Raw genomic sequence first — 26,255 nt, 5'->3', positions numbered from 1 at the left:
CAAGGAGACCTCATGTCCCAGCTCATCCTCCAGCACGTCACGAAGCGCTTCCACCAGGCGTATGCCGTCGATCACGTCGACCTGTCCGTGCCGGACGGCAAGCTCGTCTGCTTTCTCGGCCCGTCGGGTTGCGGCAAGACGACGCTGATGCGGATCATCGCCGGCCTCGAGACGCCGACCTCGGGCACGATCGCGTTCGCCGGCCGCGACCTCACGCACGTTCCCGCCAACCAGCGCGATTTCGGCATGGTGTTCCAGTCCCTCGCGCTGTTCCCGCACATGACGGTCGCGCAGAACATCGCGTATCCGCTGCGGCTGCGCAAGACCGCCAGGGCCGCGCAGGCTCGGCGCGTCGCCGAGCTGCTGGAGCTGATCCAGCTTCCGCACATGGCCGACCGGCTCGTCACGCAACTGTCCGGTGGACAACGCCAGCGCGTCGCGATTGCCCGCGCGATCGCTTCGTCGCCGCGCCTGCTGCTGCTCGACGAGCCGCTCTCGGCGCTCGACGCGAAGCTGCGCGAGGCGATGCAGGTCGAGATCCGGATGCTCCAGCAGCGGCTCGGCATCACGACGATCATGGTCACGCACGACCAGCGCGAAGCGATGACGATGGCCGACGAGATCGTCGTGATGGACAAAGGCCGCATTCAGCAGGTTGGCCGGCCGCTCGATATCTACCGCGATCCGGTCAACGAGTTCGTCGCCGATTTCATCGGCCTCGGCAACATCCTGCCGGTCGCCCGCGACGGCGACGATGCGATTGTCCTGCCGGGCGGACAACGGCTCACGATCCGGCGCGCGCCGGACCCGCAGCCGGCGGCCGACGCCGTGCGACTGCTGATCCGTCCGGAGGACGTCTGCGTTCGCCCGAGCGCGGCGCCGTCGTCCACGCCCAATACGCTTGCCGGCACGATCACGTTCGTGCGCGACGTCGGCGCGTCGATCGAAGCGACGATCGATTGTCGCGGCTTCACGCTGACGGCCGCAACGACGCCGCGCGAAACGCCCGACCTGCACGTCGGCATGCCGGTATTCGCCGAACTGCCGGCACGCGCCTGCAAGCTGATCGCCGCACGCGGCGCCTGACACCCTCCCCTTTCACCACCGCAGCGACAAGGATCTCACCATGAACGCATCGACCCAAGCCACCCGTCTCGTGCGGCGCCTGCTCGCCCGTACCGCCCTCCTCTGCGCGTGCACCGGCGCGGGGCTCGCCGCCTTCGCACCGCTCGCGCATGCCGACGCACTCGACACGATCGCGAAATCCGGGGTCGTACGCATTGGCGTGTTCGAGGACTATCCGCCGTTCGGCTCGATCGGCGCCGACATGAAGCCGCAAGGCTATGACATCGACATGGCCAACCTGCTCGGCAAGGCGCTCAACGCGAAGGTCGAGCTCGTGCAGGTCACCGGCGACAACCGGATGGCATACCTTGCCGACCGCAAGACCGACATGCTGCTGTCGGTCGGCCAGACGCCCGAGCGCGCGAAGGTGATCGACTTCTCGAACGCGTACGCGCCGTACTATCTCGCGGTATTCGGCCCGAAATCGCTCGCCGTGAAGGGCACCGCCGACCTCGCCGGCAAATCGGTCGCGGTCGCGCGCGGCACGCTCGAGGACCTGAGCGTGAGCAAGGTCGCGCCGCCGAGCGCGACGATCAAGCGCTTCGACGATCCGAACGGCGCGATCGCCGCCTTCCTGTCGGGACAGGCGCAACTGCTCGTGGTCGGCAACGACGTCGGTGCGACGATCATCGCCCGCCATCCTTCGATCGACCCGGAGCAGAAGTTCTCGCTGTTCAGTTCGCCCGATCACGTCGGCCTGAACAAGAACGAGCCGCGCCTGATGCAGAAGGTCAACGACGCGATCGCCGGCGCGAAACAGAACGGCACGCTGAACACGCTGTCGCAGAAGTGGCTGCATGCGGCGCTGCCGGCCGACCTGTGATGCGCTCCGTACCCGCCCTGCATTCACGACCCGAGGCACCGCGATGACCTACGTGTTCGATTTCAGCGATTTCGGCCTGTACGCCGGCATGCTCGCGCGCGGGATCGGCGTGACGCTCGGCCTCACCGCGGCCTCCACCGTGCTCGGCGGCCTGATCGGCACGGCCGGCGCATGGACCTCGCTCGCCGGCCCCCGCTGGGCGCGCGCGCTCGTCGCGACCTATGTCGAGTTGATCCGCAACACGCCGTTCCTGGTCCAGCTGTTCTTCATCTTCTTCGGCCTACCCGGTATCGGCGTGCATATCGACGAAGCGCAGGCGGCCGTGCTGGCGATGACGGTCAACCTCGGCGCCTATGCGGTCGAGATCCTGCGCGCCGGCATCGAATCGGTGCCGCACGGACAGGCCCAGGCCGCGCAGGCGCTCGGGCTGCAGGGCCGCCAGGTGTTCGGCCACGTCGTGCTGCCGCAGGCGCTCGCGAACGTGTATCCCGCGTTGCTCGGGCAGGTGCTGATCGTGATGCTGGGCTCGGCCGTCGTGTCGCAGATCTCGGTACCCGACCTGACGTACGCGGCGAACTTCATCCAGTCGCGCAACTTCCGCGCGTTCGAGATCTACATCGTCGTTACTGCGATCTACCTGCTGCTGTCGATCGCGCTGCGCGTGCTGCTCAATCGCGCCGGCCGCCGGCTCTTCACGGGCCGCGCGCCGCACGGTGCGGCCGCGGCACCCCGACGCGCGCGCGTTGCCCGCATCATGCGGCGCACCCGCCTCCCCGAAACCCGCGTCCCGACGGAGCGTGCACGATGATCGAATTCACTCTCTGGGACATTGCGCGGAACCTGCTGCTCGCCGCGCGCTGGACCGTTCTGCTGTCGCTGATCACGTTCGCCGGCGGCGGCCTGGCCGGGTTCGTGCTGCTCGCGATGCGCGTATCGCCGGTGCCGGCGCTGCGTCGTTTCGTGAGCCTGTACGTCGAGGTGTTTCAGGGCACGCCGCTGCTGATGCAGTTGTTCCTCGGTTTCTTCGGACTGCCGCTCGTCGGCATCGACGTGACGCCGTGGATCGCCGCCTCGGTCGTGCTGACGCTGAACGCGAGCGCCTATCTGGCCGACATCTGGCGCGGCTGCGTCGACGCCGTGCCCCGCGGCCAGTGGAATGCCGCAGCGAGTCTCGGCATGACGTGGACGCAGCAGCTGCGCTACGCGGTCTGGCCGCAAGCATGGAAGATCGCGCTGCCGCCGACCGTCGGCTTTCTCGTGCAGGCGGTGAAGAGCACCGCACTCACGTCGATCATCGGGCTGACCGAGCTCACCAAGACCGGCAACATCATCACCAACGCGGTGTTCAAGCCGTTTCCGATCTACGCGATGGTTGCACTGCTCTACTTCGCGATGTGCTTCCCGTTGACGTGGTACGCGCGCACGCTCGAGCGACGCCATCGTGTCGCGAAAGCGCGCTGAACCGGCGCCGCGCGCGCCTCATTACGATTCAGGGTCCGACATGATTTCCATCAGCAACGTTTCGAAGTGGTACGGCCAGTTTCAGGTTCTCACCGACTGCACGACCGAGGTCAGGAAAGGCGAAGTGGTCGTCGTGTGCGGCCCGTCGGGCTCCGGCAAGTCGACGCTGATCAAGACCGTCAACGGCCTCGAGCCGTTCCAGCAGGGCGAGATCCTCGTGAACGGCCAGTCGGTCGGCGACAGGAAGACGAACCTGTCGAAGCTGCGCTCGAAGGTCGGGATGGTGTTCCAGCATTTCGAGCTGTTCCCGCACCTGTCGATCACCGAGAACCTGACGCTCGCGCAGATCAAGGTGCTCGGCCGCGGCAAGGACGAAGCGGCCGACAAGGGCATGAAGCTGCTCGATCGCGTCGGCCTGAAGGCGCATGCGCACAAGTATCCGGGCCAGCTGTCGGGCGGCCAGCAGCAGCGTGTCGCGATCGCGCGCGCGCTGTCGATGGACCCGATCGCGATGCTGTTCGACGAACCGACGTCCGCGCTCGATCCCGAGATGATCAACGAAGTGCTCGACGTGATGGTCGAACTCGCGCAGGAAGGGATGACGATGATGGTCGTCACGCACGAGATGGGCTTCGCGAAGAAGGTCGCGCATCGCGTGATCTTCATGGACAAGGGCGCGATCGTCGAGGACGACCGCAAGGACGATTTCTTCTCGAATCCGAAATCGGAACGCGCGAAGGACTTCCTCGCGAAGATCCTGCACTGAGCGGCAGCCATGCACGCGCCCCGCCCGACGCGCCGCACCTGCCCCGCCCGATCGCCTGTTCGACGCCAGCCTTCCCGATGAGACGACTTCCCTCCCTCAACGCGCTGCAGATCTTCGACATCGTCGCGCACCACGGCAGCTTCACGCGCGCCGCCGAGCACCTGTGCCTGACCCAGGGCGCCGTGAGCCGGCAGATCCTCGCGCTCGAGAGCTTCTACCAGTTTCCGCTGTTCAAGCGCACGCCGAAAGGCCTGACGCTGACGGCGGAAGGCGAACTGCTGCTGCCGACCGTCCGCGAAAGCTTCGCGCGCATCGAAGAGGTATCGATGCGCCTGTCGCGCCGGCGCACCGAACTCGCGCTGAAGGTGCCGACCTGCATGATGCAGTGGATGCTGCCGCGGATCATGCGATTCCAGTCCGAACACCCCGAACTCCAGGTGCAGATCACGACGACCTGGGGCCACCATGTCGATTTCCGCATGGAGCCGTTCGACGCCGCGGTGATCTACGCCCCCGGCGCCGGTCCCGACATGCGTGCGATCCCGCTGTTCGAAGAACGGCTCACGCCCGTGTGTGCGCCGGGCTTGCTGGACCGGCACCCGCTCGCGACCCTCGACGACCTGGCCGGCCATACGCTGCTGCATCCGACTCGCGACCACCGGGACTGGAAACGCTGGCTCGCACATGCCGGCGCACCGCACATCGACTCGACTCGCGGGCTGAGCTTCGAGACGCTCGACCTCGCGACGCATGCGGCGATCGACGGCTACGGCATCGCGATCGGTGACCGGTCGCTCGTCGACGAAAGCGTGGCGGCACATCGGCTCGTGATGCCGTTCGACGTGTCGCTGCCGACGGGTATGGGCTACTACTTCGTGTATCCGGACGGTGTCGAACAGCAACAGAAGATTCGGCTGTTCGGCGACTGGATCGCGGACGAACGCGAGCGCGCGACGAGCGTCGCGCCGGCCTGAGCCGGCGGCGCTCGACACGATCGAAACGCGCGGCAAGCTGAATCCGGATCGCCGCGCGTTCTTACGCCGCCTGCACTCTCCTTGCGCGGAGCTTTCCTGCCCGGAACAAATACGCCCTTTTATTTATCATAAAAATCACGTATCGCTTTCCAGATTTTCTACTAACCTTATTCCCGGTAATACGCAAATTCGCGTTTACCGAAACGCTTCAATTCCCCGCTTTATTCAATCGAGCAAGGAGTCTGGAAATGCAAACTGCTGCAATTTCATGGGGAACCACGCCGTCGATTCGTGTCTACACGGCCAACGGCAACAAGATCACCGAACGCTGCTACGACGGGGCGAACTGGTACACGGGAGCGTTCAACCAGGCCGGCGACAACGTGTCCGCCACGTGCTGGCTGGTCGGGAGCGCCATTCACATCCGTGTGTACGCAACGAGCGGCGGTACCACGACCGAGTATTGCTGGGACGGCGACGGCTGGACCCGGGGCGGATACACGGGTTCGTAATTGGGCGTGCCTGAGGCGCGAAGGGTTTCGCGCCATGATCGGCGCAATGCGAGCTGACCTTTTGCATTGCGCCGTTTTTTAATTCGCCCCTCATTATTTTCATCAATTCATCGCCACATGGAATCGGAATCAAAAACAATGACAATTTACTGACATTTATTCACCACCCCAAAAAAATCGATCGCCTTTTATTTATTAAAAAGACGACTAAATCGCACCAAAGGACAACACGACGTCCCGCGCGCCGTGTGAATGCCGTTTTATTTTCATTTCCAGCCTGCAATTGCCGGGAGAGGCACGCCCAGCCGGATGCCATCCCGTCAGCCGATCTCCCGCAACGTCCCCAGCAGCACCTTCCTGCAACTGGCGACCATCTGCGCTTCCGGATCGCGATAGCCGGTGAGCAGCCACGCCGCGCCGACGTTCGTCATCGCGCCGACGAGCGCGAGCCCGATCAGCCGCTGCTCGGTGCGCTCCGCGGGTGTCGCGGCCTCGTGCGGCGCGCCGATCGCCATGATCAGCTTGCCGAAGTCGATCAGCATGCGCTGGTACGTCATGTCGGTATCCGCGCTCACGCCCATCACCTCGAGCAGCAGCACGCGGGCGGCGCACGGATCGCGCAGGAACGCGAAGAACGCGGCGAGCCCCGCGTCGACGCTCTCGTGCAGATCGCCACCGCGCGCGGCGACCGCCTGCGCGACCGCGTTATGCAGTTGCTGCGCGTGATGCAGGTAGGTGCAGCGCAGCAAATCCTCGGTGCTGTCGAACGCTGCGTAGAAATAGCGATCGTTCAGCTTCGCTTCCCGGCAGATCGACCGCACGGTCGCCTTGCGGAACCCGACCGTGCCGAACACGCGCGTCGCCGCGCGAATCAGTGCGTCGCGCCGCTCGGCGGCACGCACCTCGGGCGCCACGCCGCCATACGACCGGCCCCGTTTTTCTGTTTCGAGTGCTTTCTCCATTCCGCTATTTGACATCAGGACACCCGAAAACTAAAGTGGTGACGACCAACACCACAATAGCCGCGCCGCCAGCGCAGCACAAGCGGAACGGGAGGAGCAACGGATGAACGGGTTTTCCGGCAAGGTCGCCGCGATCACGGGCGCCGGTTCGGGCATGGGCCGCAGCCTCGCGGTCGAGCTCGCGCGGTGCGGCTGCGAAATCGCGCTCGCCGACGTCAGCGAAACCGGGCTCGCCGGCACGGCGGCCGCCTGTGCACAGCACGGCGTGCGCGTGAGCACGCGGCGGCTCGACGTCGCCGATCGCAACGCGGTATTCGCGTGGGCCGATTTCGTCCGCGCCGAACACGGCAAGGTCAACCTGATCTTCAACAACGCGGGCGTGTCGCTGGCCGCCAGCGCCGAAACCGCGCGCATCGCCGATCTCGAATGGATCGTCGGCATCAATTTCTGGGGCGTCGTGCATGGCACGCAGGCGTTCCTGCCGCACCTGCGCGCGTCGGGCGACGGCCACGTCGTCAACACGTCGAGCCTGTTCGGGCTCGTCGCGATGCCGACCCAAAGCGCGTACAACGCCACCAAGTTCGCGGTGCGCGGCTTCACCGAGGCGCTCAGGATGGAGCTCGAGCTCGACTGCGTGCCGGTGAGCGCGACCTGCGTGCATCCGGGCGGCGTCGCGACGAACATCGTCGATGCGGGCCGCGTCGATACCAGCATCCACGCGCTCACGGGCCAGGACGAAGCGACCCATCGCCGGCAGGCGAACCGCCTGATCAACGCGACGACGGCCGACGATGCCGCGCGGCAGATCCTCGCGGGCGTCGAGCGCAATGCGCGCCGCGTGCTCGTCGGCGCCGACGCGCGCCGCCTCGACCGGATCGCGCGCGTGCTCGGCGCGGGTTACCAGCGGCTGATGCTGCGCCACGTGCGCCGCGCGCGCGCACGCAATCTCGGGCGCACCCGCACCCCGGCCGCCCTCCCGACCACGCCCACCAAGGACCCCGCATGACCTCGACGACCGACCGGTGCGACGCGCCGCCCGCCCCCGCCGCGCGCTCCGGCGACGGCAACGACCTCGACGTGCTGATCGTCGGCGCCGGCCTGTCCGGCATCGGCGCCGCGTATCACCTGAAACAGCGCTGCCCGCATGCGAGCGTCGCGATCGTCGAGGCGCGCGACGCGATCGGCGGCACCTGGGACCTGTTCCGCTATCCGGGCGTCCGTTCGGATTCCGACATGTTTACGCTCGGCTACAGCTTCCGCCCGTGGCACAGCGACAAGGCAATCTCGGACGGCCAGACGATCCTCGACTACATCCGCGATACCGCACGAACCTGCGGGATCGACAAGACGATCCGCTACGGCCAGAAAGTCGTCGCGGCCGATTGGGACTCGAACCGCGCGCGCTGGACGGTACGCATCGAACGCACCCGCGACGGCGCGACCGACACGCTCGTGACCACCTGCCGCTTCCTGTTCATGTGCAGCGGCTATTACGACTACGACGCCGGCTACCGGCCCGACTGGCCCGGCATGGACACGTTCGAGGGCAAGCTCGTGCATCCGCAGCACTGGCCCAAGGATCTGTCCTACGCGAACCGGCGCGTCGTCGTGATCGGCAGCGGCGCGACGGCCGTCACGCTCGTGCCGTCGATGGCGGCCGACGCGCGGCACGTGACGATGCTGCAGCGCTCGCCGACCTACATCGTGTCGCTGCCCGCGCGCGACAGGATTGCGAACGCGCTGCGCCGCGTGCTGCCGTCGCGGCTCGCGCACCGGCTCGTGCGCGTGAAGAACGTGCTGCTGACGATGTACCTGTACAACGTGTCGCGCCGCAAGCCCGACCAGACGAAGAAGTTCATCATCCGCGCGGCCGGCAAGCAGCTCGGCCCCGGCTTCGACGTCGCGAAGCACCTGACGCCGCGCTACATGCCGTGGGACCAGCGCGTGTGCCTCGTGCCGGACGGCGACCTGTTCAAGTCGATCCGCGCGGGCCGCGCGTCGATCGTCACCGACGAGATCGAGCGCTTCACGCCGACCGGCCTCCAGCTGAAGAGCGGCCAGCAGCTCGACGCGGACGTGATCGTCACCGCGACCGGGCTGAAGGTGAAGATGCTCGGCGGCGCGCGCGTCACGGTCGACGGCCGCGCGGTCGACCTGCCGGAGACCGTGTCGTACAAGGGAATGATGTACAGCGACGTGCCGAACCTTGCATCGTCGTTCGGCTACACGAATGCATCGTGGACGCTGAAGGCCGAGCTGATCGCGCGCTACGTGTGCCGGCTGCTCAACTACATGCGCGCGAACGGCTATGACACGTGCGTGCCGCGGCTCGGCGCCGGCGATCTCGGCGACGTGCCGGCCGTCAACCTGAGCTCGGGCTACATCCAGCGCGCGGCCGGCATCCTGCCGAAGCAGGGCCACCGCAAGCCGTGGAAATTCCACCAGAACTACGTGCTCGATCTCGCATCGCTGAAGTTCGGCGCGCTCGCCGATGCGGCGATGCATTTCGAACGCCGCGCGAAATCCGGCCCGGCCGCCACCGCGCCGGTTGCCGAACCCGCACTCGAAACCCGGTGAGACCGACATGACCCATACGCTCCATCTGATCCAGAACGTGCTGCTCGGCGGCGTCGCGGTGCTCGCCGCGCTCGCGCTGTTTTCCGGCTACGTCGCCCGCCGCGTGACGCGCGCGTTCCCGCCCGAAGGCCGCTTCGTCGACATCGGCGGCGACCGCATCCACTACGTCGAATACGGCAACGGCCCGCCGATCGTGTTCGTCCACGGGCTCGCGGGGCAGCTGCGCAACTTCGCGTACCTGCCGCTCGCGCGGCTCGCGCAGCGGCATCGCGTGATCCTCATCGACCGGCCCGGCGCCGGCCGCTCGACCCGCGGCACGGGCTCGCAGGCGAACGTGTTCGCGCAGGCGCGCACGGTCGCCGCATTCATCGACGCGCTGCGGCTCGACAAGCCCGTGCTCGTCGGCCATTCGCTCGGCGGCGCGATCGCGCTCGCGGTCGGCCTCAACCATCCGGACCGTGTGAGCCGGCTGGCGCTGATCGCGCCGCTGTCGCACGAGCAATCCGAGCCGCCGGCGCCGTTCCGGCCGCTGATGCTGCCGTCGCCGCTGGTGCGCCGTTTCGTGTCGTGGACCTTTGCCATCCCGCTGACGATCCTGACCGGCCGCAAGGCCGTGCGCCAGGTGTTCGCGCCGGAAGACGTGCCGCGCGACTTCCCCACCAAGGGCGGCGGGCTGCTCGGAATGCGGCCGCATGTGTTCTACGCGACCGCGACCGACCTGCTGTCGGCGCCCGTCGACCTGCCCGCGATGGAGCGCCGCTACGCGGATCTCACACTGCCGGTCGACGTGCTGTATGGCCGCGCCGATCCGATCCTGAACTGGCGCGAGCACGGCGACGCGCTCGCGAAGAAATCGGCGCGTGTGCGGCTGAAGGTCGTCGAGGGCGGGCACATGCTGCCGGTCACGATTCCGGATGCGACGGCCGACTGGCTGCTCGAAGTCGCCGCGGCGCCGGCCGATGCCGCCACGCAAGCGACGCGTGTCGAGTCCTGAGCGGGAGCGACGCGGGGCCTGATTCAGTGCCGTGCAGCCAGCGCTGCGGCGGAATCAGGCTTCGTCGTCGGGCACCGCCAGCCCGAGATCCGCGATCACCTCGCGCGCGTTGCGGAATGCCTCGACCGCGGCCGGCGCGCCCGCATACAGCGCGCTGTGCAGCAGCACCTCGCGGATCTCGACGAGACTCGCGCCGTTGTTGAGCGCGCCGCGAATGTGACCCTTCAGTTCCGTGCCACGGCCGAGCGCCGCCAGCATCGCGCACGTGCACAGGCTGCGCGTCTTCAGGTCGATCCCGCCCCGCTGCCACGTGCTGCCCCACGCGTGTTCGTTCAGCCAGTTCTGCAACGGACGCGAGAATCCGTCGAGGTCGCGCATCGCGCGCTCGACGAACGCCTCGCCCATCACGTCGATCCGCCGCGCCTTGCCGTGTTCCCTGTCCTGTTCGCTCATGTCCGTGTCCTGTTGAAGTCGTGGCCGCGTCGGTGTCGCCGACGGCCGGGGATTTCGCGCCATGTTCACGGGGGCGGCGCGATTCGTCAAAGATGCGGCCCTCGGTTCGCCACCGTTCGCGTAACGGCCTGTCGAACGCTACGTAACATCCGGCCGCGCGTTACGGCGCCTTACCGGAACATCGCAACCTCGACGCCAGAGTACCGCGCGCACCCGTCGCGCGAATCCGCCATTACTCCGTTTAAATCGCGTTGATACCCCCGATTCCCGCAACAAAGCGCGATACCTTTTCGCGAACGTTGTCGTGGCGCGGAAATTGCAGTGGAGGCTTGGACACACTTCCAATGTCGAGGCCAACATGCACAATATCTTCAAGAAGACGACGGTAACGATGGCCGTCCTGTCGCTGCTCACGCTGTACGGTTGCGGCTCGGTCGACGGACCGACGACGACGCCGTCGATCAAGCCGAGCACGTCGGGGGGCGGCGGCACTTCGGGGACGTCCGGTACGTCGGGCGGCGGTAGCTCGGGGACGTCGGGTAGTTCCGGCACCTCGGGCACCTCCGGTACGTCGGGTACTTCCGGCACCTCGGGCACTTCCGGTACGTCGGGCACCTCCGGTACCTCGGGCACCTCCGGTACGTCGGGCACTTCCGGTACCTCGGGCACTTCCGGTACCTCGGGCACCTCCGGTACCTCTGGCACTTCCGGTACGTCGGGCACCTCCGGTACCTCGGGTACTTCCGGTACCTCGGGCACTTCCGGCACCTCGGGTACTTCCGGTACCTCGGGCACCTCCGGTACGTCGGGTACTTCCGGTACGTCGGGCACTTCCGGCACCTCGGGCACTTCCGGTACCTCGGGCACCTCCGGTACCTCGGGCACTTCCGGCACCTCGGGCACTTCCGGTACCTCGGGCACCTCCGGTACCTCGGGCACCTCCGGTACGTCGGGTACTTCCGGTACGTCGGGTACTTCCGGTACGTCAGGCACTTCCGGTACCTCCGGCACCCCGCTCGGCAATGTCCTCCAGCAATCCGGCAACCTCGTGACGGCGCTCGGCACGACGGTCGCGAACGGCGGCGCGCAGATCGGCGGCGTGCAGGTCCCCGGCACGAACCCGGCGACGGCCACCAGCATCGGCAACGCGGTCACGAGCCTCGGCAACGGCGTGCAGTCGCTCGGCAACGGCGTCGCGGCCGGCCTCGGCTCGATCGGCGTGTCGCCGAACCCGCTCGGCCCGACGCTCACGTCGACCACCGGCCTGCTGACCGGCGCCGGCGGCGCGGTCAACAACCTCGGCAACGCAGTGACGAGCCTCGGCACCGGTCCGCTGTCGCCGCTCGCGCCGGCGACGACCCTGGTCGGCAGTCTCGTCAACACGGTCGGCAATGCGGTCAACTCGACCGCATCGGCGCTGAATACCGCGGTGAACAGCGCACCGGTCCAGCAACTCGGGACGCAGCTCGGCGGCGTGATCAACCCGATCACGAACACGCTGACCGGCGGCGTCACGACGCCTGGCGCCACGCAGACGCTCGGCGGCGCAACCATGCTCGGCGCCCCGCTCAGCGGACTGCTGAGCACGCTCGGCAGCGGCCTCGGCCTCGCCGGTTCGCAGGTCGGCAGCGCGACCGGCAACCCGGTCGGCACGAGCACCGGCAACGGTGTGTCCCAGCTCGGCAACACGGTGACGTCGGCCGGCGGCCTGCTGTCCAGCGGCAGCTCCAGCAGCGGCACCAACCCGCTCGCCCCGGTTACCGGTCTGCTCGGTACGCTGACGGGCGGGCTCGGCGGCGGCAGCAGCTCGAGTGGTACCGGCGGTACCAGTGGTACCAGCGGCGGCCCGCTCGCGCCGGTCACGGGCCTCCTCGGCACGGTGACGGGCGCGCTCGGCGGTCTCGGTACGAGCGGCACGAGCGGAACCGGCGGCACGAGTGGCACCAGCGGCACCGGTAGCTCGGGCGTCGGAGGCCTGCTGGCGCCGGTCACCAACCTCGTCAATTCGCTGGCGCCGCTGGGCGCAAGCCTCACCGGCACGGTCACGACGCCGGGAGGCAACGTGACGGGCAACGTCGGCGGCCTGCTGACGAGCGGCCCGGTCGGCACGCTGACGGGCGCGCTGACGACGCCGGCCGGCTCGGCGGGCGCCAACGGTACGGTCAGCTCCGGCGGCGCAACCGGCACGGCGGCGACGCCGGCCGGCAGCGGCACCGTGGCGGCCGGCCTGACCGGCAGCTCGAGCGGCGCTGCCGCGGGCGGTGCAGGCAGCCTGCTGTCGCCGGTGACGAACCTGCTCGGCGGTCTGCTGGGCGGCGGCACCAAGAAGTAACGCTTTACCTACCAGAACCACAGGCCAATGGCCGGGCACGCATCAACACAAAGCCCGGCCGAAGGCCGGCGTCACCCGCCAAGCGGGGGCGCCGGCCCTCATCCCGACGAGGATCCGATCATGAATTCCACGCTCGACGGCATCGCCGCGGCCCAGGACCGCCCGCCCCGTTCCGCCACGCCATTCCGCGCCGGCCTGCTCGGCATCACGGCCGGGCTCCTCGCGCTGTGGTTCACGCGCGACCAGCCGACCCTCGACGCCGCGACGCGCGCGATCATCGCGAGCCTCGCGATCATCGGCACGATCGCGCTGCACGAAATCCTCATCTCGCGCGTCTACCTGCGCCCGAGCGCGGGGCTGTCGCGCCAGGCCGTGCGGCCGCTCGGCCTCGCGCGCGTTGCGACGCGGCTCGGCGCGCTCGCGTCGATCTACGCGGGCATCGGGATGCTGTACTGGCTGCTGCCCGAATATCACGGCGATTTCTATCTGCCGTTCTGGTCGCTGCTGCGCGCGCTCGCCCCGTACGTGATCGTCGCCGCGCCGTTCTATTTCATGTGGATGGACCGCCATCAGCGCGAAACCGACGACGCGTACCTGCTGTGGGGCCGCTTCCTGTTCCGCCGCGAGCGGCCCGCAAGCTGGCAGCCGGTACGCGAGATGCTCGCCGGCTGGGGCGTGAAGACGTTCTTCCTGCCGCTGATGACCGTCTACCTGTCGAAGGACGCCGATCACCTGACCGCGTCGCTCGCGCACGCGATGAATGCGCCGATGTCGCTCGCGACGTTCTCGTTCCTGTACGACCTGTCGTTCACGATGGACCTGATGTTCGGCACCGTCGGCTACCTGTGCACGTTCCGCATCCTCGACAGTCACGTGCGCACGGTCGAGCCGACAGCGCTCGGCTGGGGCGCCGCGCTGATCTGCTATCAACCGTTCTGGTCGCTGATCTCGAGCCACTACATCCGCTACGAAGGCTCGCTGTTCTGGGACAACTGGCTGCTGTCCGCGCCGATGCTGCGCGTGATCTGGGGTGCCGTGATCATCCTGCTGCTGATGACCTACGCGCTGTCGACGATCTCGTTCGGGCTGCGCTTCTCGAACCTCACCAACCGCGGGATCATCACGTCGGGCCCGTACCGCTTCACGAAGCATCCGGCGTACATCACGAAGAACCTGTCGTACTGGATGGTGTCGGTGCCGTTCGTCGAGCCGCTCGGCTGGCAGATCGGGCTCATGCACTGCGCCGCGCTCGTCGCGGTCAACCTGATCTATTACCTGCGCGCGAAGACGGAAGAACGCCACCTGATGCGCGACCCCGACTATCGCGCGTATGCCGAATGGATCGCGCAGCATGGGTTGTTGGCGAGGATCAGGCAGGCGTTCTTCGGCGCGCGTCAGCCGGCGTAACGCGTCGACCGGCGGCCGGGGTGGCGATGCGTTGCCGCTCCGACCGTCGCACGGACGTCGGCATTTCGCCGGTCCCGGGCATACAAAGACACTCGCCACGCCCTTTCCCCATCGCCGGGCGATCCGTGTCCACACCCATCGTTCGACACGGCGCCGCGCAGCCCCTTGCGGCCAATTGTCGCGAAACACCCCGATTCCCCGCTTTTCGTCGCTTTTCTCCGCCAGTCCGATTGCCCGCCCGCGGCACCTCGCGTATGGTGCTGGCCGTCCGTGCTCGATCCGTCGCGCGGACACCCGACCGTCGTCACGCACGACGGCCGTGCGGGCCGTGCCCGCCGCTCACCGTCTCCGCGATGCCGCCCGCCGGCACCGTGCATTCATGAGGAAAGAGGCGTGATCCACAAAGTCCTGATCCTGTTCGCACTCTGCATCGCGGGCCTCGCCGCGATCGCCGCCGGTTTCCAGCACATCCCCAGCTGATTCGCGGCCCCGGCTCGCTTCGCCGAGCCCGGGGGCCGCACCCATTCCCTTTCCCTTTTTGCGATGAACCTCTTTCTCGAACCGCCCGGGACGGGCGGCCTTTGCCATGCGCATCGACGTACAGCATTCCCAGCACGACATCGACGATGAACTCGACACGCTCTACGCACGCCTCCACCAGCCGGGCCATCGCCTGCACGGCCTGCCGGCCGTCGCGCTCGGCCGCTCGGGCCTGATCGTCCGCCACCGCGAAGCGGACGGCGAATACTTCCTGTATGTCGAAGATCCGGCCGCGCGCCAGCTCGCCGGCTACACGGTGTTCAACCGCCTTCCCGAAATCCCGCGCCGCGCGGACCGCTACCTGCGCGCGCCGCATACGCGGCTGCGCGGCTCGGCGCAACGCAAGGGCCTTGCGACGACGCTGTATCGCTGGGGGCTCGACGCAGGGCTGTGCCTGATCAGCGGCGCGCGCCAGTCGGTCGGCGCCGCGCAGTTGTGGACGGCGCTCGCGCACGATTACCGGCACGGCTTCGTCGATGTCGAAGGCCGCGCGCTGCGTTATCTCGGCGACGCCGTTCCGGACGACGTGCACGGCGCGCTGCATACGCGGCGACTGTTGCTCGGCAACGGGTGGGCGATGACGGAATTCGCGCGGGCGGCCGGAATGAGCGACGTCGAAGCGGTTCGCTGCAATTCCGCGACAATGTTCGACGCGGCGGCGCGGACCGCGTAGCGTCGGCGACGCGCGCAGCGCCGCCCGAACGCCGATGCGATAATCCGTCCGGTCCGCGCGATGCGGCAGCGCACCGCGCCAACCAAACGCTCATCGATGACCACCGATCCCCGAACCGACACCGAACGCCGCATCGACATCGTCGCGCTGTGCGGCAGCCTCCGGTCGCAGTCGTACAACGCCGCGCTGCTCGATGCAGCTGCGCTCGTCGCGCCGCGCGGCATGCGCATCGCGCGCTTCGAGCGCCTCGGCGAATTTCCGTTGTTCAACCCCGATGCCGAATACCCGTCGCCCGTCGCCGTGCGCGACCTGATCGATCGCCTGAACGCGGCCGACGGTGTGCTGATCGCGAGCCCGGAATACGCGCACGGCGTCACCGGCGTGATGAAGAACGCGCTGGACTGGGTCGTCGGATGCGAAGCGTTCGTCTACAAGCCGGTCGCGGTGCTGAATGCGTCGCCGCGTGCAACGCATGCGGACGCGGCGCTGCGCGAAACGCTGTCGGTGATGTCCGCACGCATCGTCGAGCGCGCATCGATCACGCTGCCGATTCTCGGAAGCCAGCTCGATGCGGCGGGCATCGCCGCACATCCGCCGTTCGCGTCGGCGCTGGCCGATGCGTTGCACGCGCTCGGTGCGGTGATTGCCGAAGGCGCGTCAATACGCTGACGCGACGCATCCGGAAATCCATCGCAGTCCGGAATAATCGGACGTTGCGCCCGTCGACAGGCACAACGTCCGGCCCGGATCATCGTCCGCGATAGATCGGCCTGTCGGCGGCAATCGAGCCCGATTCGCTCGTGGCCGGTGCAGCCGTCCCGTATCCGCTGGTGTCGGCCGTCGACGTCCCGGTCGAGCCGATCTTCGTCAGCGCTTGCGCCAGTCGCGCCGGGTAATACGGGTCTTCGCCGGTCTGACGGTAGCCGGCCGCGTGCAGTGCGGCCAGTTCGGCCGTGACCTCCGCGCGCGTCACGGTGGACTGCGGCGCGGCCCATGCGGAAACGGAAGCGGTCGCGGCAACCGTCGCGAGAACATACAGAGCAAGCTTGTTCATTTGAACTCTCCTGAGCATCGACGACGTTGTCGACGGAGAGTGAGTCGATCCGCGAGCGCAAAGATGACACCCGCCGACGGAAATTATTCGACGTCGTGTCGCCATGCCTTGCCGTGCCACGGCCAGCCGTCGGCCCCGATGTGAACGGCATGACCGGATGAAAACCGATCGGCTGTCAGATTTGGCCGGCTCGCACGACTACAGGCATGTGGCCCTGCGCCACCGCCTGTTCTCGTTCAAAGGGTCCGATATGAAAACCAGAATCTGGATACTGATCGCGTCGCATCTCGCGACGGGCCTCGTGGCATTCGCCGCGGGCATCTACGTGCTGCCGATCCTGACCGCATCGGAGGGCGCAAGCGCCGTCGAACTGCAAGTGGCCGCCGAAAACACACGCCACACCGGTCGCTTCGAACGCAATCTGCCGGGAAGCGATCCGCTGCACTGGGCGGACGGCAAACTGACGATCACCGATTCGTCGCTCGCGTTCGAAGGCAACGTCGCACCGGGGCCCGACTACAAGATCTATCTCGTTCCGGAATTCGTCGACACCCGGGCGTCGTTCCTTGCGATCAAGGCGCGTGCCGCGCGCGTGGGCGACCTGAAGACATTCGGCAATTTCGTTGTGCCGCTTCCCGCCGACGTGAATCCCGCGCAGTACACGTCGGTCGTGATCTGGTGCGAACGCTTTTCGAAATTCATCAGCGCGGCCCGGTATCAACATGCAGCGACATCGGGCCAGTTATCGATGTAACCGGCCGACGCTGCAACGGAGCACGCTACCGGCTCTTGCTCCGCGCACCCTTCTTCACCGTCTTCGCACGCGGCGCTTCCTTCTCGGGCTGCGCGCCGCCGCCGGCGAGATCCTCGAGCCACGCGAGCGCATCGACGTACGACAGGAACTGCTGCAGATATTCCGGCGACAGCTCGCGCATCGTCGACAGCGACCGGTGCACGAGGCTGTTCGAATTGAGCGGCCCCGCGTTGCGCGGCACCTGGTCGAGCGACTGGCGGTACTGCTGTTCCGTGCGGACCTTCGACCACATCGTGCGGAAGTAGTCGACCAGCTCGGGATCGAGCCCGCGCCGGTCGGCCTGCGCATCGCGCGCAAGCCGTTCGACGAGTTCCGCAATCGCACCGCGCACGGGCGCACCTGCCGCGACTTCCGCCGTGTCGCACGCGGCCTTCGCTTCATCGGCCCGCGCGACGATCTCCGAGTAGCCTTCGATCAACGCTGCCAGCCGGGCGTCGAGCAATCCGCGCGCGTCGCCGTCGAGCACGGCAGCGCGCCGTTCGAGCGCGTCGATCCGGTGAAAGCGCACGGGATCGAGCCGGTCGGCGCGCTGCTCGCGCCATGCGTCGAGCGTCGCGCGGGCGGGCGTCGCGTGTTCCGTCACTTCGCCTTCCCTCCGTTCGACGCGCTCTTGCGCGGCACCGGCGCGATCTCCACGCGGCGGTTCTTCGCGCGGCCTTCATCGTCCGCATTCGAGCTGACCGGCTGTTCGGAGCCGAACGCGGCCGCGAACACCGACGCCGCCGGCACGCCGGCGTCGATCATCGCACGCGTGACCGTCAATGCGCGCTTGGCCGACAGCTCCCAGTTGTCCGCGAACTGGCGGTTGCCGGCATGCACCTGCTGGTCGTCGGCAAAGCCGCTGATCATCAGGATCTCGTCGCGCGTCTTCAGGTAAGCCGCCAGCGGCGCGGCCAGCGTCTTCAACAGGTCGCGGCCCGCCGGCTGCAACTGGTCGGAGTTCAGCGCGAACAGCACGTTGCCGCTGATGCCGATGCGCCCGTTCACGAGCGTCACGCGGCCGGCCGCGAGCGGCCCGGCGAGCGCCTGTTCGAGCGACTTGCGCTGCTGCGCCTCGAGCTGGCGCGCGCGCACGGCTTCCTCGAGCTTCGACGTGAGTTGCAGCTGCATGCCGATCACGCCGACGAGGATCAGCACGAACGCGCCGAGCAGCACCGACATCAGGTCGGCGAACGCGGGCCACACCGGCGCCGATTGTGCGCCGCCGTCGATTTCGTCGTGCATGCGTTACGCTCCGACCGGTGCCCGCCGGCCGGCGAGCTGCTGCAGGTCTTCGACGATCTGCTTCTGCGACATCATGCTCAGGTCGATCACCTCGCGCGCCTGCGCGACGTAGTACTCGAGCTGCTCGTCGCTGCGCGCGAGCGATTTCTCGAGCGCGGCCTCGATGCGCTGCAAATGGGTCAGCAGCTTGTCGTTCGACTCGCCGAACACCTGCACGGCCATCCCGAACGCATCGCCGAGGCTCGCGACCTCGACCGCGCCCGCGGTGACCTGAGCGGCCACCGAATCGAGCTTGCGCGTTTCGGCATCGACGGTGTCGTTGAAGCGCGCGCCGACGCGGTCGAGCAGGTCGGCCGACGTGCTGACGAGCGCGTCGATCGCGGTGCGCTGTTCGGTCGACGCGTGGTTGACCGCGCCGAGCAGCGTTTCGAGCGTCGCGAGCAGGCGGCTGCGTTCCTCGAGCGTCGCCGTATCGCGCACCATGCTGTCGGACAGGCGCTGACGCAGTTCGGCAACGACGTCGGCCGCGGCCTTCGGCGCTTCCGACGCGGCCTGCACGAGGCGCGCGATCTCGTTGATCGTGTCGCTCGCATGCACCTGCGCCTGCGCGGTGATGTCGTTCGCGGTGCGGGCCAGCGTGTCGCAGATGTCCTGCTGGCGCGTCGCGGCCTGCGCGCTCGTCTGCGCCCATTCGTCGCGCAGCGCGGCCGCCATCGCGGCGAGCGAATCGTTCCACGCGGACAGGCGCTGTTCGTCGCGCGCCGCGAGTTGCGTCTGCAGGCCGGCGTGCGATTCGCGGATCGTCGTCAGCAGGTCGTTCGAGCGTTGTTCGAACGTGGTGGCCTGCGTGGTGAGGTCGCGCGTCGTTTGAGCAAGCGCGTCGCAGATTTCCTGCTGACGGCCCGCGCTGTGAACGCCCGCGCGCTGCCATTCGTCGCCAAGCTTCGTCGCCATCGCGGCCAGCGAGTCGTTCCACGCCGACAGACGTTCTTCGTCACGTGCAGCGAGTTGCGATTGCAGACCCGTGTGCGAATCGCGGATCGTCGCCAGCAGATCGTTCGAGCGTTGTTCGAACGTGGCGGCCTGCGTGGTGAGGTCGCGCGTCGTTTGTGCGAGTGCGTCGCAGATGTCCTGCTGACGGCCTGCGCTGTGTACGCCTGCGCGTTGCCATTCGTCGCCGAGCTTCGCGGCCATCGCGGCCAGCGAGTCGTTCCAGGCCGACAGGCGTTCCTCGTCGCGCGCGGCGAGTTGCGTTTGCAGACCCGTGTGCGAATCGCGGATCGTCGACAACAGGTCGTTCGAGCGTTGTTCGAACGTCGAAGCCTGTGCGGTCAGGTCGCGCGTCGTTTGAGCAAGCGCATCGCAGATTTCCTGCTGACGGCCCGCGCTATGCACGCCCGCGCGTTGCCATTCGTCGCCGAGCTTCGTCGCCATCGCGGCCAGCGAGTCGTTCCAAGTCGACAGACGTTCTTCGTCACGTGCAGCGAGTTGCGACTGCAGGCCCGTGTGCGAATCGCGGATCGTCGACAGCAGATCGTTCGAGCGTTGTTCGAACGTCGAAGCCTGTGCGGTGAGATCGCGCGTCGTTTGAGCAAGCGCATCGCAGATTTCCTGCTGACGGCCCGCGCTATGCACGCCCGCACGCTGCCATTCGTCGCCGAGCTTCGCGGCCATCGCGGCCAGCGAGTCGTTCCACGCGTTGAGGCGCTGTTCGTCGCGCGCGGCCAGTTCGGTCTGCAGCCCCGCATGCGACTCGCGCATCGCGGCGAGCGTCGCGCCCGAATGCCGCTCGAACGTCGCGGCGGCGTCGCCCAGCGCACGCGCATGCTGGCCGGCCAGCGTCTCGCCGACCTGCTCCTGGCGCGACAGCGCTTCGTGCCATGCGTCCGACAGGCGGCCTTCGGTCGATTCGAGGCGCGTCGCGACACCGTCGAGCAGGTCCGTCGAACGCTGCGCGAACGTATCGGTGAACTGGCCGAGCGTCGTCTGCAGTTGCTGCGCGACGGCGTCGCCCGCGCGGCGCTGTTCGTCGAGCGCGCGGTTCCAGACGGCCGTCACGTTGCCGGTGGTCTTCTCGAAGCCGTTTGTCAGCCCGTCGAGCTGGCGCTGCACGGCGCCCGTCACCGTGTCGCGCAGCGCGGCCATTTCCTGCGCGAGCCCCGTCATCGTCGCCGCGACGACCGGCTGCAGCGCGGCGCCGGCCACGCGCGCGCTCTCGGCGGCGCTTTCCTTCAGCGCATCGCCGACGTTCGACGCGAGGCCCGCATACGCGCGCTCGGTCCGGTCGAAAAACGCCTGCTGGCTGTCGAGCTGGCGATCGTGCAGCGCGACGCTGCGCGCCTCGAGCGTCGTCATCATCGTCTGCAGCCGGTCGACCAGCGCCGGCATCACGTCGGCCTGGCGCTGCAGCAGTCGGAACGATTCGTCGCGCTGGTGCGCGGACGAATGCACGCGCAGCGTCGTCGCGATCTTCGCGTCGAGCTGCTGCGCGACGTCGATCCGCTCGCGGCGCACGAGCGCGGACAGCAGCCCGAGCATCGCGGACGTCGCGACACCGGCAATCGACGTGCCGAATGCGAAGCCGAGGCCCTTCACCGGTGCGATCAGCGATGCGCGGATCGCGTCGAGATCGGTCGCGCTTTCGAGCGCGGCGCCCGTGCCCTTCAGCGTCACGACCATCCCGAGCAGCGTGCCGAGCATGCCGAGCAGCACCAGCAGGCCGACGAGGTAAGGCGTGAGCGCCGGGCCCGGCAGCGCGACGCGCGCGCCTTCGACACGTGCCCGCACCGCGCCGCGCAGGCCCGGGTGCAGCGTGTCGAGCCATGCGTCGAGCTTCGCGGGCGGCTCGCTCAGGCCCGCGACCGCGCGCGACAGTGTGGCGGTTGCCTGCTTGTAACGCAGCAGTTCCCATGCGCCGGCGACATAGCACGCGCCGATCAGCAGCGTGACGGCCGACGCCAGCGGGTTCGACGCGATATAGCCGACACCGATCCAGCCCACTGCGAGCAGACCGGCGACGAAGACAACGAGATCAATGCGAATTCTGGACATAGCGTGTTGATTAGCAGGTGCGAAGGGCCGCGAGCAGCCCGTCTACCGTTTGAAACCGGACTTCGAGTTCGGCAAGCAGGATGCTCTGCATTTCGTCTCGAAACGTGTCGAGCCATGCGCCGGGCACGATCGCCGCGACGGCCGCGCCGTCGCCAGCCGTAGCGCCCGTAGCAGCCGTGTCGGACGCAGCGGCGGTGGCGGCTTCGGCATCGGCCAGCGCCTGCCGTTCCGCGTCGCGCAGCCGCCCGAAGCGTGTGCCGAGCAGCGCGGGCACGGCCGACAGCAGGCTGCGCTCGCGCGCGCCGAGCACGCGCTCCATGATCGCGTCGAGCGTCGCGAGCCGCGCCATCCCGGACGAGCGCGCGGCAAGCGCGACCCGCAGGCGGCCGCGCAACTGGCCGATCGCCGTTTCCATGTCCTGCTGCAGGGACAGATAACGCTGGCGGAAGTCCGCGAAATCGGCCGTGTCGGCGGCCGGCGGCGGCATGTCGCCGGGCCGGCGCCGCGTACGCGGCCGGTTGGTGGCCGTGATCGCCTGCGCGAGATCGTGGCGCACGCGCGCGCAGTCGCGCTCCGCGTCGTAGCCGCGCACGCCGGCGGCAACGCCGGGCGGGCTCGCGCTCAACGCGGACGACAGCGTGATCGCGTCGGTCCAGCCGAGCCACTGGCTCAGCCGGTCCGACAACATCTGCCGGGATTCCGCGACGTCGGCATCGGCCAGGCGCGCGAGCAGCCGGACGAGCGTCGGGCCGCTCAATGCCGGGCGCGGGGAAGCTTGCACCATGCTGCAAACCGTCAAAAAAGGCAGCAGTTTACACGTCGCCGGGAGGTCGCCCGCCAGAATCGGGGAAGCGGCGCCGTCCGGCATGCCGGGCGACACACGCGGACGCCCGTCACGCAAGGCTCCGCGGGCGGTGGCAGTGCCCGGGAATTCCGTCGGAAGCGACTCGGCGAGTTGCCGGGATCGCGATGCCGGGAGCATCGCCCGGTGTGTCATGAGGAAGAGGAAGGCGTTTCCGGACGACTTGCAGTCTCCGGAAGCGTGAAGCGCGGTTCGGGCGGTTCGTTCCGGCGGCCGACCAAGGGAATGGCAGGCCGCCGTGCGATGCGAGCCGGGAGTGGCAGCGGTCAGATTCCCGCTTTCGGTGCGTTCAGGATCAGCCGCAGCCCGAGCAGCGTGATCGCGCCGGCCGCGATGCGGTCGACCCACTTCTTCGCGCGCAGGTAGAGCTCGCGCGGCCGGCGCGTCGAGAAGCACAGCGCGACGATCGTGTACCAGCCGAATTCGACGCCGAACACGAGCGGCGGCAGCGCGAGGTAGCACCACAGCGGCGGATGCTGCGGGAGCAGCGCCGCGAAGATGCTGCCGTACCAGATCGCCGTCTTCGGGTTGCTGAGCTGGGTCGTGAGGCCCGTCCAGAACGACTTGCGCGCGCTGCCGCCGGCCATCGCCTGCGGATCGTCCATCGCGATCGGCCGGTCGGCGCCGCGCCAGATCTTCGACGCCATGTAGATCAGGTACGCGCCGCCCGCGACCTTGAGGCCGATATACAGCCATTCGACGGCCTGCAGCAGCGTATAGAGCCCGGCCAGCGCGACGCCGCCGAACACGATGCCGCCGATGCCCATGCCGAGCGCGGTGGCGAGCCCGTCGCGGCGCGACAGCCCGATCGAATTGCGGGCAACCAGCACGAAACTCGGGCCCGGAATCATCGCGCCGAGCCACAGCGCGGCCAGGATCGCGAGTACGGCAGCCGAAGCAGTCATCGAAGTCTCCTTGTCAGCGACGCCGATGCGCCGGCGCCTGCGTGTCGTTTCCGACGGTCGAGCCGCCGATTCTGGCACGCTTCGCGCGTGGCCGAAAGCGGCCGCGCGCTGCTATGCTGGCCCTCTTTCCCGTCATCCCGCGCCGCCGCCCATGATCGAGATCCGCGCCGCCCGTTATCCCGACGACGCCCGCGTCGTCGAGGCGATCTTCCGCGAGTACATCGCCAGCCCCACCGTCAGCCTCGAATTCCAGGACTACGAGCCCGAGCTCGCCGCGCTGCCCGGCAAATACGCGGCGCCGCGCGGGTTGCTGCTGCTCGCGTGGAACGGCGATCGCGCGGTCGGCTGCGCGGCGTTTCGCGAAATCGACGGCACGACGTGCGAGATGAAGCGCGTGTATGTGCGGCCCGAAGCACGTGGAATGAACGTCGGCCGCCAGCTCGTCGAACGGCTGCTGCACGACGCGAAGGCGGCCGGCTATGCGCGCATGTGCCTCGACGTGTTGCCCGAGTTCGTCGCTGCAAGGCAACTGTATGCTTCGCTCGGCTTCACGCCCGCGCCGCCCGTCGCGTTCAACCCGGTGCCGGGCACCGAGTTTCTCGGGCGGGATCTGTAGCCCCGCGCGGCCGGTACATCTTTCCTCTCTTCGACCGGACACCCAGCCATGCGCGTTCTCCGCCTGTTCATCCTGCTGCTCCCGCTGCTCGCAGCACTGCCTGCCGGCGCCCGCGCCGACGCACTGCCGAAGTCGATCGACACGCAACTGCCGCCCGGCTACCAGCCGCTGCTCGCGCAAGCCGGACCCGACCTCGGCAACGGGCGGCACAGCTTTCTCGTCGTCGTGCATCGTGCGGTCGATACGCGCGAACAGCCGTCGCCGCGCCCACTGCTGATCTACGAGGAACAGTCCGACCACGCGTTCCGGCTCGCCGCGCGCAACGACCAGGTCGTCCTGCGCGCAAACGAAGGCGGCCAGTGCGATCCGTTCGATCCCGAAGACGCCGCCAACAACGGCCTTTCGGTGAAAGGCCGCTATTTCACCGTGCAGAACTTCGTCGCATGCGGGCAGCACTGGAGCGACTACGTGACGTTCCGCTACGACCCGCGCACGCACGGCTGGGTATTTTCGAACCAGATCGTCACCGTATCGTTTCCGCTCGACGACCAACCCGACCGCGTGACCGTCACGCGCGCCGACGCGCACCGGCCGGTCACGTTCGGTCAATGGAAGCGCAAGGACTGAAGCGGTGCACGGCAAGCACGGACACCGGCGAATTACCGCAGGCAAACGCAACGCCCGGGGAATACGCGGATGACAGCAAACGTCGCGACTAGCGGAAATTCGATTGCATGCCCGGCGCACTCCCGTGCGCGCTCCCGTGCGCGCTCCGCTCCGGCGCCGGCACGCCCGCGTCGTGCTCGCTCGCGACGATCGAGTCCGATCCGGCCCGCCGATCGAGCACGGCTCGCGCCTTGTCCATATCCAGCGCCCCTTCCCAGCGGGCCACCACCACCGTGGCAACGCCGTTCCCGATCAGGTTGGTCACGGCGCGCGCCTCGTTCAGGAAGCGATCGACGCCGAGCAGCAGGACCAGACCCGACACGGGCACCTGATGCATCGTGGACAACGTCGCCGCCAGCGCGACGAAACCCGCGCCGGCCACCCCTGCGGAACCCTTCGACGTGAGCAACAGGACACCGAGCAGCAGAAGCTGGTCCCGGATCGACAGGTGGATATTGAAGGCCTGTGCGATGAAGAGGGACGCCATCGTCAGGTAGATCGCGGTGCCGTCTGCGTTGAAGGTGTAGCCCGTGGGCAAGACCATGCCGACGACCGGACGCGAACACCCCATGTGCTCCATCTTGAGCAGCATCTGCGGCAGCACGGCCTCCGTCGATGCCGTGCCGAGCGTGATCAGGATCTCGTCGCGGATATAGCGCAGGTACTTCCACAGCGACAACCCGCACAAACGCATGACCAGGCCGAGGACGACAGCGACGAACAGGATCGACGTGAGGTACAGGCACAGCATGAGTTGCCCGAACTGCGCGAGCGTGCCGATGCCGTACCTGGCGATGGTGAATGCCATCCCGCCAAATGCGCCTGCGGGCGCGACATACATGACGATGCGCACGACGCCGAACATCCCTTGCAGGAACATGTCGAGCATGTCGACGAGCGGCGCGGTGCGCGGGCCGAGCTTCGCGAGCGCGACCGCGAAGATCACCGAGAAGAAGATGATCGGCAGTATCTCGCCGTTCGCAAACGCCCCGACGACGCTGCCCGGCACGATGCTCATCAGGAAATCGAGCGCGCCGTGATGCTGTGCCGCATGCGTGTAGCCGGCGATCGCGGAACTGTCGATCCTCGACGGATCGGCGTTCATCCCGCTGCCCGGCTTGATCACGTTGACGACCACCATCCCGACCACGAGCGCAACGGTGGACGCGGCTTCGAAATACAGCACGGCCTTCACGCCTACCCTGCCGGCTTCGTGAAGGTCGGTCATGCGCGCGATGCCGACCACCACCGACGCAAAGATGATCGGCGCGAGCAGCATCCGGATCAGCTTGATGAACAGGTCGCCGAGCGGCTTGAGCCCGGATCCGATATCGGGGTAGAAATGCCCGACGAGGATGCCGGCAACGATGCCGATCAGAACCTGGACGTAGAGTTTGGAAAGCGTTCTGCGAATGCGTGACACCGGCATGACTGTCTCCTGTGCATGGCGTCCTGTTTCGGAAA

26 protein-coding genes are annotated in these 26,255 nt (G+C 67.9%); 17 read left to right on the top strand and 9 right to left on the bottom strand.

Features of this window, described 5'->3' with window-relative positions; all coding sequences use genetic code 11:
* Nucleotides 1-12: 12 nt before the first annotated feature.
* The 7 genes from LXM88_RS33750 to LXM88_RS33720 all read left to right on the top strand — a co-directional run bounded on the left by LXM88_RS33750 (nucleotide 13) and on the right by LXM88_RS33720 (nucleotide 5,661).
* The gene (locus LXM88_RS33750) at nucleotides 13-1,086 is read left to right on the top strand and encodes an ABC transporter ATP-binding protein (RefSeq protein ID WP_262543814.1); all 1,074 of its coding nucleotides are present in this window, start codon (nucleotides 13-15) and stop codon (nucleotides 1,084-1,086) included.
* 40 nt (nucleotides 1,087-1,126) lie between these two features.
* Complete coding sequence (locus LXM88_RS33745; protein WP_262543813.1) at nucleotides 1,127-1,948, top strand: transporter substrate-binding domain-containing protein; 822 nt, start codon at nucleotides 1,127-1,129, stop codon at nucleotides 1,946-1,948.
* A 43-nt stretch (nucleotides 1,949-1,991) separates the two neighbouring features.
* Complete coding sequence (locus LXM88_RS33740) at nucleotides 1,992-2,756, top strand: amino acid ABC transporter permease (protein ID WP_262543812.1); 765 nt, start codon at nucleotides 1,992-1,994, stop codon at nucleotides 2,754-2,756.
* Nucleotides 2,753-3,409 carry an amino acid ABC transporter permease gene (locus LXM88_RS33735; RefSeq protein WP_262543810.1) on the top strand — a complete coding sequence of 219 codons (657 nt, stop codon included), beginning with the start codon at nucleotides 2,753-2,755 and terminating at the stop codon, nucleotides 3,407-3,409. The genes LXM88_RS33740 and LXM88_RS33735 overlap by 4 nt, the downstream gene beginning before the upstream one ends.
* 40 nt (nucleotides 3,410-3,449) lie before the next feature.
* Nucleotides 3,450-4,175, top strand: a complete 726-nt coding sequence (locus tag LXM88_RS33730; protein WP_262543809.1) for an amino acid ABC transporter ATP-binding protein — start codon at nucleotides 3,450-3,452, stop codon at nucleotides 4,173-4,175.
* Between the two features lie 77 nt (nucleotides 4,176-4,252).
* The gene (locus LXM88_RS33725) at nucleotides 4,253-5,149 is read left to right on the top strand and encodes a LysR substrate-binding domain-containing protein (protein ID WP_262543808.1); all 897 of its coding nucleotides are present in this window, start codon (nucleotides 4,253-4,255) and stop codon (nucleotides 5,147-5,149) included.
* A 248-nt stretch (nucleotides 5,150-5,397) separates the two neighbouring features.
* Nucleotides 5,398-5,661: a fucose-binding lectin protein gene (locus tag LXM88_RS33720; RefSeq protein ID WP_262543807.1), complete on the top strand. Its 264-nt coding sequence runs from the start codon at nucleotides 5,398-5,400 to the stop codon at nucleotides 5,659-5,661.
* 320 nt (nucleotides 5,662-5,981) lie between these two features.
* Here LXM88_RS33720 and LXM88_RS33715 read toward each other — a convergent pair whose 3' ends face one another.
* On the bottom strand, nucleotides 5,982-6,623 hold the full coding sequence (locus tag LXM88_RS33715) for a TetR/AcrR family transcriptional regulator (RefSeq protein ID WP_262543806.1): 642 nt from the start codon (nucleotides 6,621-6,623) through the stop codon (nucleotides 5,982-5,984).
* A gap of 103 nt (nucleotides 6,624-6,726) precedes the next feature.
* On the opposite strand from LXM88_RS33715, the gene LXM88_RS33710 reads away from it, so the two are divergent.
* Genes LXM88_RS33710 through LXM88_RS33700 form a run of 3 tightly spaced genes read left to right on the top strand, consistent with a single transcriptional unit; the run spans nucleotide 6,727 to nucleotide 10,194 of the window.
* The gene (locus LXM88_RS33710) at nucleotides 6,727-7,629 is read left to right on the top strand and encodes an SDR family NAD(P)-dependent oxidoreductase (protein WP_262543805.1); all 903 of its coding nucleotides are present in this window, start codon (nucleotides 6,727-6,729) and stop codon (nucleotides 7,627-7,629) included.
* Entirely contained in the window at nucleotides 7,626-9,200 is a 1,575-nt protein-coding gene (locus LXM88_RS33705; protein WP_262543804.1) for a flavin-containing monooxygenase, read from the top strand. The genes LXM88_RS33710 and LXM88_RS33705 overlap by 4 nt, the downstream gene beginning before the upstream one ends.
* A 7-nt stretch (nucleotides 9,201-9,207) precedes the next feature.
* The gene (locus LXM88_RS33700) at nucleotides 9,208-10,194 is read left to right on the top strand and encodes an alpha/beta fold hydrolase (protein WP_262543803.1); all 987 of its coding nucleotides are present in this window, start codon (nucleotides 9,208-9,210) and stop codon (nucleotides 10,192-10,194) included.
* A 54-nt stretch (nucleotides 10,195-10,248) separates the two neighbouring features.
* Here the strand turns inward: LXM88_RS33700 and LXM88_RS33695 are convergent, their stop codons facing one another.
* Nucleotides 10,249-10,647: a carboxymuconolactone decarboxylase family protein gene (locus LXM88_RS33695; protein ID WP_262543801.1), complete on the bottom strand. Its 399-nt coding sequence runs from the start codon at nucleotides 10,645-10,647 to the stop codon at nucleotides 10,249-10,251.
* A 358-nt stretch (nucleotides 10,648-11,005) separates the two neighbouring features.
* Between LXM88_RS33695 and LXM88_RS33690 the strand changes: the two genes are divergently transcribed.
* The 4 genes from LXM88_RS33690 to LXM88_RS33675 all read left to right on the top strand — a co-directional run bounded on the left by LXM88_RS33690 (nucleotide 11,006) and on the right by LXM88_RS33675 (nucleotide 16,268).
* Nucleotides 11,006-12,979, top strand: a complete 1,974-nt coding sequence (locus LXM88_RS33690) for a collagen-like triple helix repeat-containing protein (protein ID WP_262543800.1) — start codon at nucleotides 11,006-11,008, stop codon at nucleotides 12,977-12,979.
* Nucleotides 12,980-13,099: 120 nt separating this feature from the next.
* Nucleotides 13,100-14,386, top strand: a complete 1,287-nt coding sequence (locus tag LXM88_RS33685; protein ID WP_262543798.1) for an isoprenylcysteine carboxylmethyltransferase family protein — start codon at nucleotides 13,100-13,102, stop codon at nucleotides 14,384-14,386.
* 586 nt (nucleotides 14,387-14,972) lie between these two features.
* Nucleotides 14,973-15,599, top strand: a complete 627-nt coding sequence (locus LXM88_RS33680; RefSeq protein ID WP_262543796.1) for a histone acetyltransferase — start codon at nucleotides 14,973-14,975, stop codon at nucleotides 15,597-15,599.
* Between the two features lie 96 nt (nucleotides 15,600-15,695).
* On the top strand, nucleotides 15,696-16,268 hold the full coding sequence (locus LXM88_RS33675; RefSeq protein ID WP_262543794.1) for an NADPH-dependent FMN reductase: 573 nt from the start codon (nucleotides 15,696-15,698) through the stop codon (nucleotides 16,266-16,268).
* A 79-nt stretch (nucleotides 16,269-16,347) separates the two neighbouring features.
* Here LXM88_RS33675 and LXM88_RS33670 read toward each other — a convergent pair whose 3' ends face one another.
* A complete protein-coding gene (locus tag LXM88_RS33670) occupies nucleotides 16,348-16,653 on the bottom strand; it encodes a DUF4148 domain-containing protein (RefSeq protein WP_262543792.1) in 306 nt (101 codons plus the stop codon).
* Nucleotides 16,654-16,903: 250 nt separating this feature from the next.
* On the opposite strand from LXM88_RS33670, the gene LXM88_RS33665 reads away from it, so the two are divergent.
* Nucleotides 16,904-17,407: a DM13 domain-containing protein gene (locus LXM88_RS33665; RefSeq protein ID WP_262543791.1), complete on the top strand. Its 504-nt coding sequence runs from the start codon at nucleotides 16,904-16,906 to the stop codon at nucleotides 17,405-17,407.
* Nucleotides 17,408-17,432: 25 nt separating this feature from the next.
* On the opposite strand, the gene LXM88_RS33660 is transcribed toward LXM88_RS33665, so the two are convergent.
* The 5 genes from LXM88_RS33660 to LXM88_RS33640 form a co-directional block, all read right to left on the bottom strand.
* A complete protein-coding gene (locus LXM88_RS33660) occupies nucleotides 17,433-18,050 on the bottom strand; it encodes a DUF2894 domain-containing protein (protein ID WP_262543790.1) in 618 nt (205 codons plus the stop codon).
* Nucleotides 18,047-18,691, bottom strand: a complete 645-nt coding sequence (locus tag LXM88_RS33655) for an OmpA family protein (protein WP_175746564.1) — start codon at nucleotides 18,689-18,691, stop codon at nucleotides 18,047-18,049. Before LXM88_RS33655 ends, LXM88_RS33660 begins: the two co-directional genes overlap by 4 nt.
* 3 nt (nucleotides 18,692-18,694) lie before the next feature.
* The gene (locus tag LXM88_RS33650) at nucleotides 18,695-21,742 is read right to left on the bottom strand and encodes a DUF802 domain-containing protein (RefSeq protein WP_262543789.1); all 3,048 of its coding nucleotides are present in this window, start codon (nucleotides 21,740-21,742) and stop codon (nucleotides 18,695-18,697) included.
* A gap of 10 nt (nucleotides 21,743-21,752) precedes the next feature.
* Nucleotides 21,753-22,526 (bottom strand): DUF3348 domain-containing protein, encoded by a 774-nt coding sequence (locus LXM88_RS33645; protein WP_262543788.1) that lies wholly within the window; start codon nucleotides 22,524-22,526, stop codon nucleotides 21,753-21,755.
* Nucleotides 22,527-22,870: 344 nt separating this feature from the next.
* A complete protein-coding gene (locus LXM88_RS33640) occupies nucleotides 22,871-23,509 on the bottom strand; it encodes a LysE family translocator (protein ID WP_262543787.1) in 639 nt (212 codons plus the stop codon).
* A 151-nt stretch (nucleotides 23,510-23,660) separates the two neighbouring features.
* Between LXM88_RS33640 and LXM88_RS33635 the strand changes: the two genes are divergently transcribed.
* Entirely contained in the window at nucleotides 23,661-24,125 is a 465-nt protein-coding gene (locus LXM88_RS33635; protein ID WP_262543786.1) for a GNAT family N-acetyltransferase, read from the top strand.
* Nucleotides 24,126-24,173: 48 nt separating this feature from the next.
* Nucleotides 24,174-24,752 (top strand): hypothetical protein, encoded by a 579-nt coding sequence (locus LXM88_RS33630; RefSeq protein ID WP_262543785.1) that lies wholly within the window; start codon nucleotides 24,174-24,176, stop codon nucleotides 24,750-24,752.
* Between the two features lie 88 nt (nucleotides 24,753-24,840).
* Here LXM88_RS33630 and dctA read toward each other — a convergent pair whose 3' ends face one another.
* A complete protein-coding gene (gene dctA, locus LXM88_RS33625) occupies nucleotides 24,841-26,220 on the bottom strand; it encodes a C4-dicarboxylate transporter DctA (RefSeq protein WP_262543784.1) in 1,380 nt (459 codons plus the stop codon).
* Nucleotides 26,221-26,255: the final 35 nt, after the last annotated feature.

Origin of the sequence: Burkholderia sp. S-53 (assembly GCF_025560745.1) — a bacterium.
Classification (GTDB): Bacteria; Pseudomonadota; Gammaproteobacteria; order Burkholderiales; family Burkholderiaceae; genus Burkholderia; species Burkholderia pyrrocinia.
The sequence above is the reverse complement of the archived record's forward strand: the minus strand, read 5'-3'. Positions and strand labels throughout refer to the sequence as shown.

Coding starts and splice junctions, on each gene's coding strand:
- LXM88_RS33735 (WP_262543810.1), top strand. CDS start 2,753: ATGATCGAATTCACTCTCTGGGACATTGCGCGGAACCTGCTGCTCGCC.
- LXM88_RS33705 (WP_262543804.1), top strand. CDS start 7,626: ATGACCTCGACGACCGACCGGTGCGACGCGCCGCCCGCCCCCGCCGCG.
- LXM88_RS33635 (WP_262543786.1), top strand. CDS start 23,661: ATGATCGAGATCCGCGCCGCCCGTTATCCCGACGACGCCCGCGTCGTC.
- dctA (WP_262543784.1), bottom strand. CDS start 26,220: ATGCCGGTGTCACGCATTCGCAGAACGCTTTCCAAACTCTACGTCCAG.
- LXM88_RS33720 (WP_262543807.1), top strand. CDS start 5,398: ATGCAAACTGCTGCAATTTCATGGGGAACCACGCCGTCGATTCGTGTC.
- LXM88_RS33675 (WP_262543794.1), top strand. CDS start 15,696: ATGACCACCGATCCCCGAACCGACACCGAACGCCGCATCGACATCGTC.
- LXM88_RS33630 (WP_262543785.1), top strand. CDS start 24,174: ATGCGCGTTCTCCGCCTGTTCATCCTGCTGCTCCCGCTGCTCGCAGCA.
- LXM88_RS33690 (WP_262543800.1), top strand. CDS start 11,006: ATGCACAATATCTTCAAGAAGACGACGGTAACGATGGCCGTCCTGTCG.
- LXM88_RS33730 (WP_262543809.1), top strand. CDS start 3,450: ATGATTTCCATCAGCAACGTTTCGAAGTGGTACGGCCAGTTTCAGGTT.
- LXM88_RS33750 (WP_262543814.1), top strand. CDS start 13: ATGTCCCAGCTCATCCTCCAGCACGTCACGAAGCGCTTCCACCAGGCG.
- LXM88_RS33685 (WP_262543798.1), top strand. CDS start 13,100: ATGAATTCCACGCTCGACGGCATCGCCGCGGCCCAGGACCGCCCGCCC.
- LXM88_RS33695 (WP_262543801.1), bottom strand. CDS start 10,647: ATGAGCGAACAGGACAGGGAACACGGCAAGGCGCGGCGGATCGACGTG.
- LXM88_RS33650 (WP_262543789.1), bottom strand. CDS start 21,742: ATGTCCAGAATTCGCATTGATCTCGTTGTCTTCGTCGCCGGTCTGCTC.
- LXM88_RS33740 (WP_262543812.1), top strand. CDS start 1,992: ATGACCTACGTGTTCGATTTCAGCGATTTCGGCCTGTACGCCGGCATG.
- LXM88_RS33745 (WP_262543813.1), top strand. CDS start 1,127: ATGAACGCATCGACCCAAGCCACCCGTCTCGTGCGGCGCCTGCTCGCC.
- LXM88_RS33665 (WP_262543791.1), top strand. CDS start 16,904: ATGAAAACCAGAATCTGGATACTGATCGCGTCGCATCTCGCGACGGGC.
- LXM88_RS33645 (WP_262543788.1), bottom strand. CDS start 22,526: ATGGTGCAAGCTTCCCCGCGCCCGGCATTGAGCGGCCCGACGCTCGTC.
- LXM88_RS33715 (WP_262543806.1), bottom strand. CDS start 6,623: ATGGAGAAAGCACTCGAAACAGAAAAACGGGGCCGGTCGTATGGCGGC.
- LXM88_RS33710 (WP_262543805.1), top strand. CDS start 6,727: ATGAACGGGTTTTCCGGCAAGGTCGCCGCGATCACGGGCGCCGGTTCG.
- LXM88_RS33640 (WP_262543787.1), bottom strand. CDS start 23,509: ATGACTGCTTCGGCTGCCGTACTCGCGATCCTGGCCGCGCTGTGGCTC.
- LXM88_RS33725 (WP_262543808.1), top strand. CDS start 4,253: ATGAGACGACTTCCCTCCCTCAACGCGCTGCAGATCTTCGACATCGTC.
- LXM88_RS33670 (WP_262543792.1), bottom strand. CDS start 16,653: ATGAACAAGCTTGCTCTGTATGTTCTCGCGACGGTTGCCGCGACCGCT.
- LXM88_RS33680 (WP_262543796.1), top strand. CDS start 14,973: ATGCGCATCGACGTACAGCATTCCCAGCACGACATCGACGATGAACTC.
- LXM88_RS33655 (WP_175746564.1), bottom strand. CDS start 18,691: ATGCACGACGAAATCGACGGCGGCGCACAATCGGCGCCGGTGTGGCCC.
- LXM88_RS33700 (WP_262543803.1), top strand. CDS start 9,208: ATGACCCATACGCTCCATCTGATCCAGAACGTGCTGCTCGGCGGCGTC.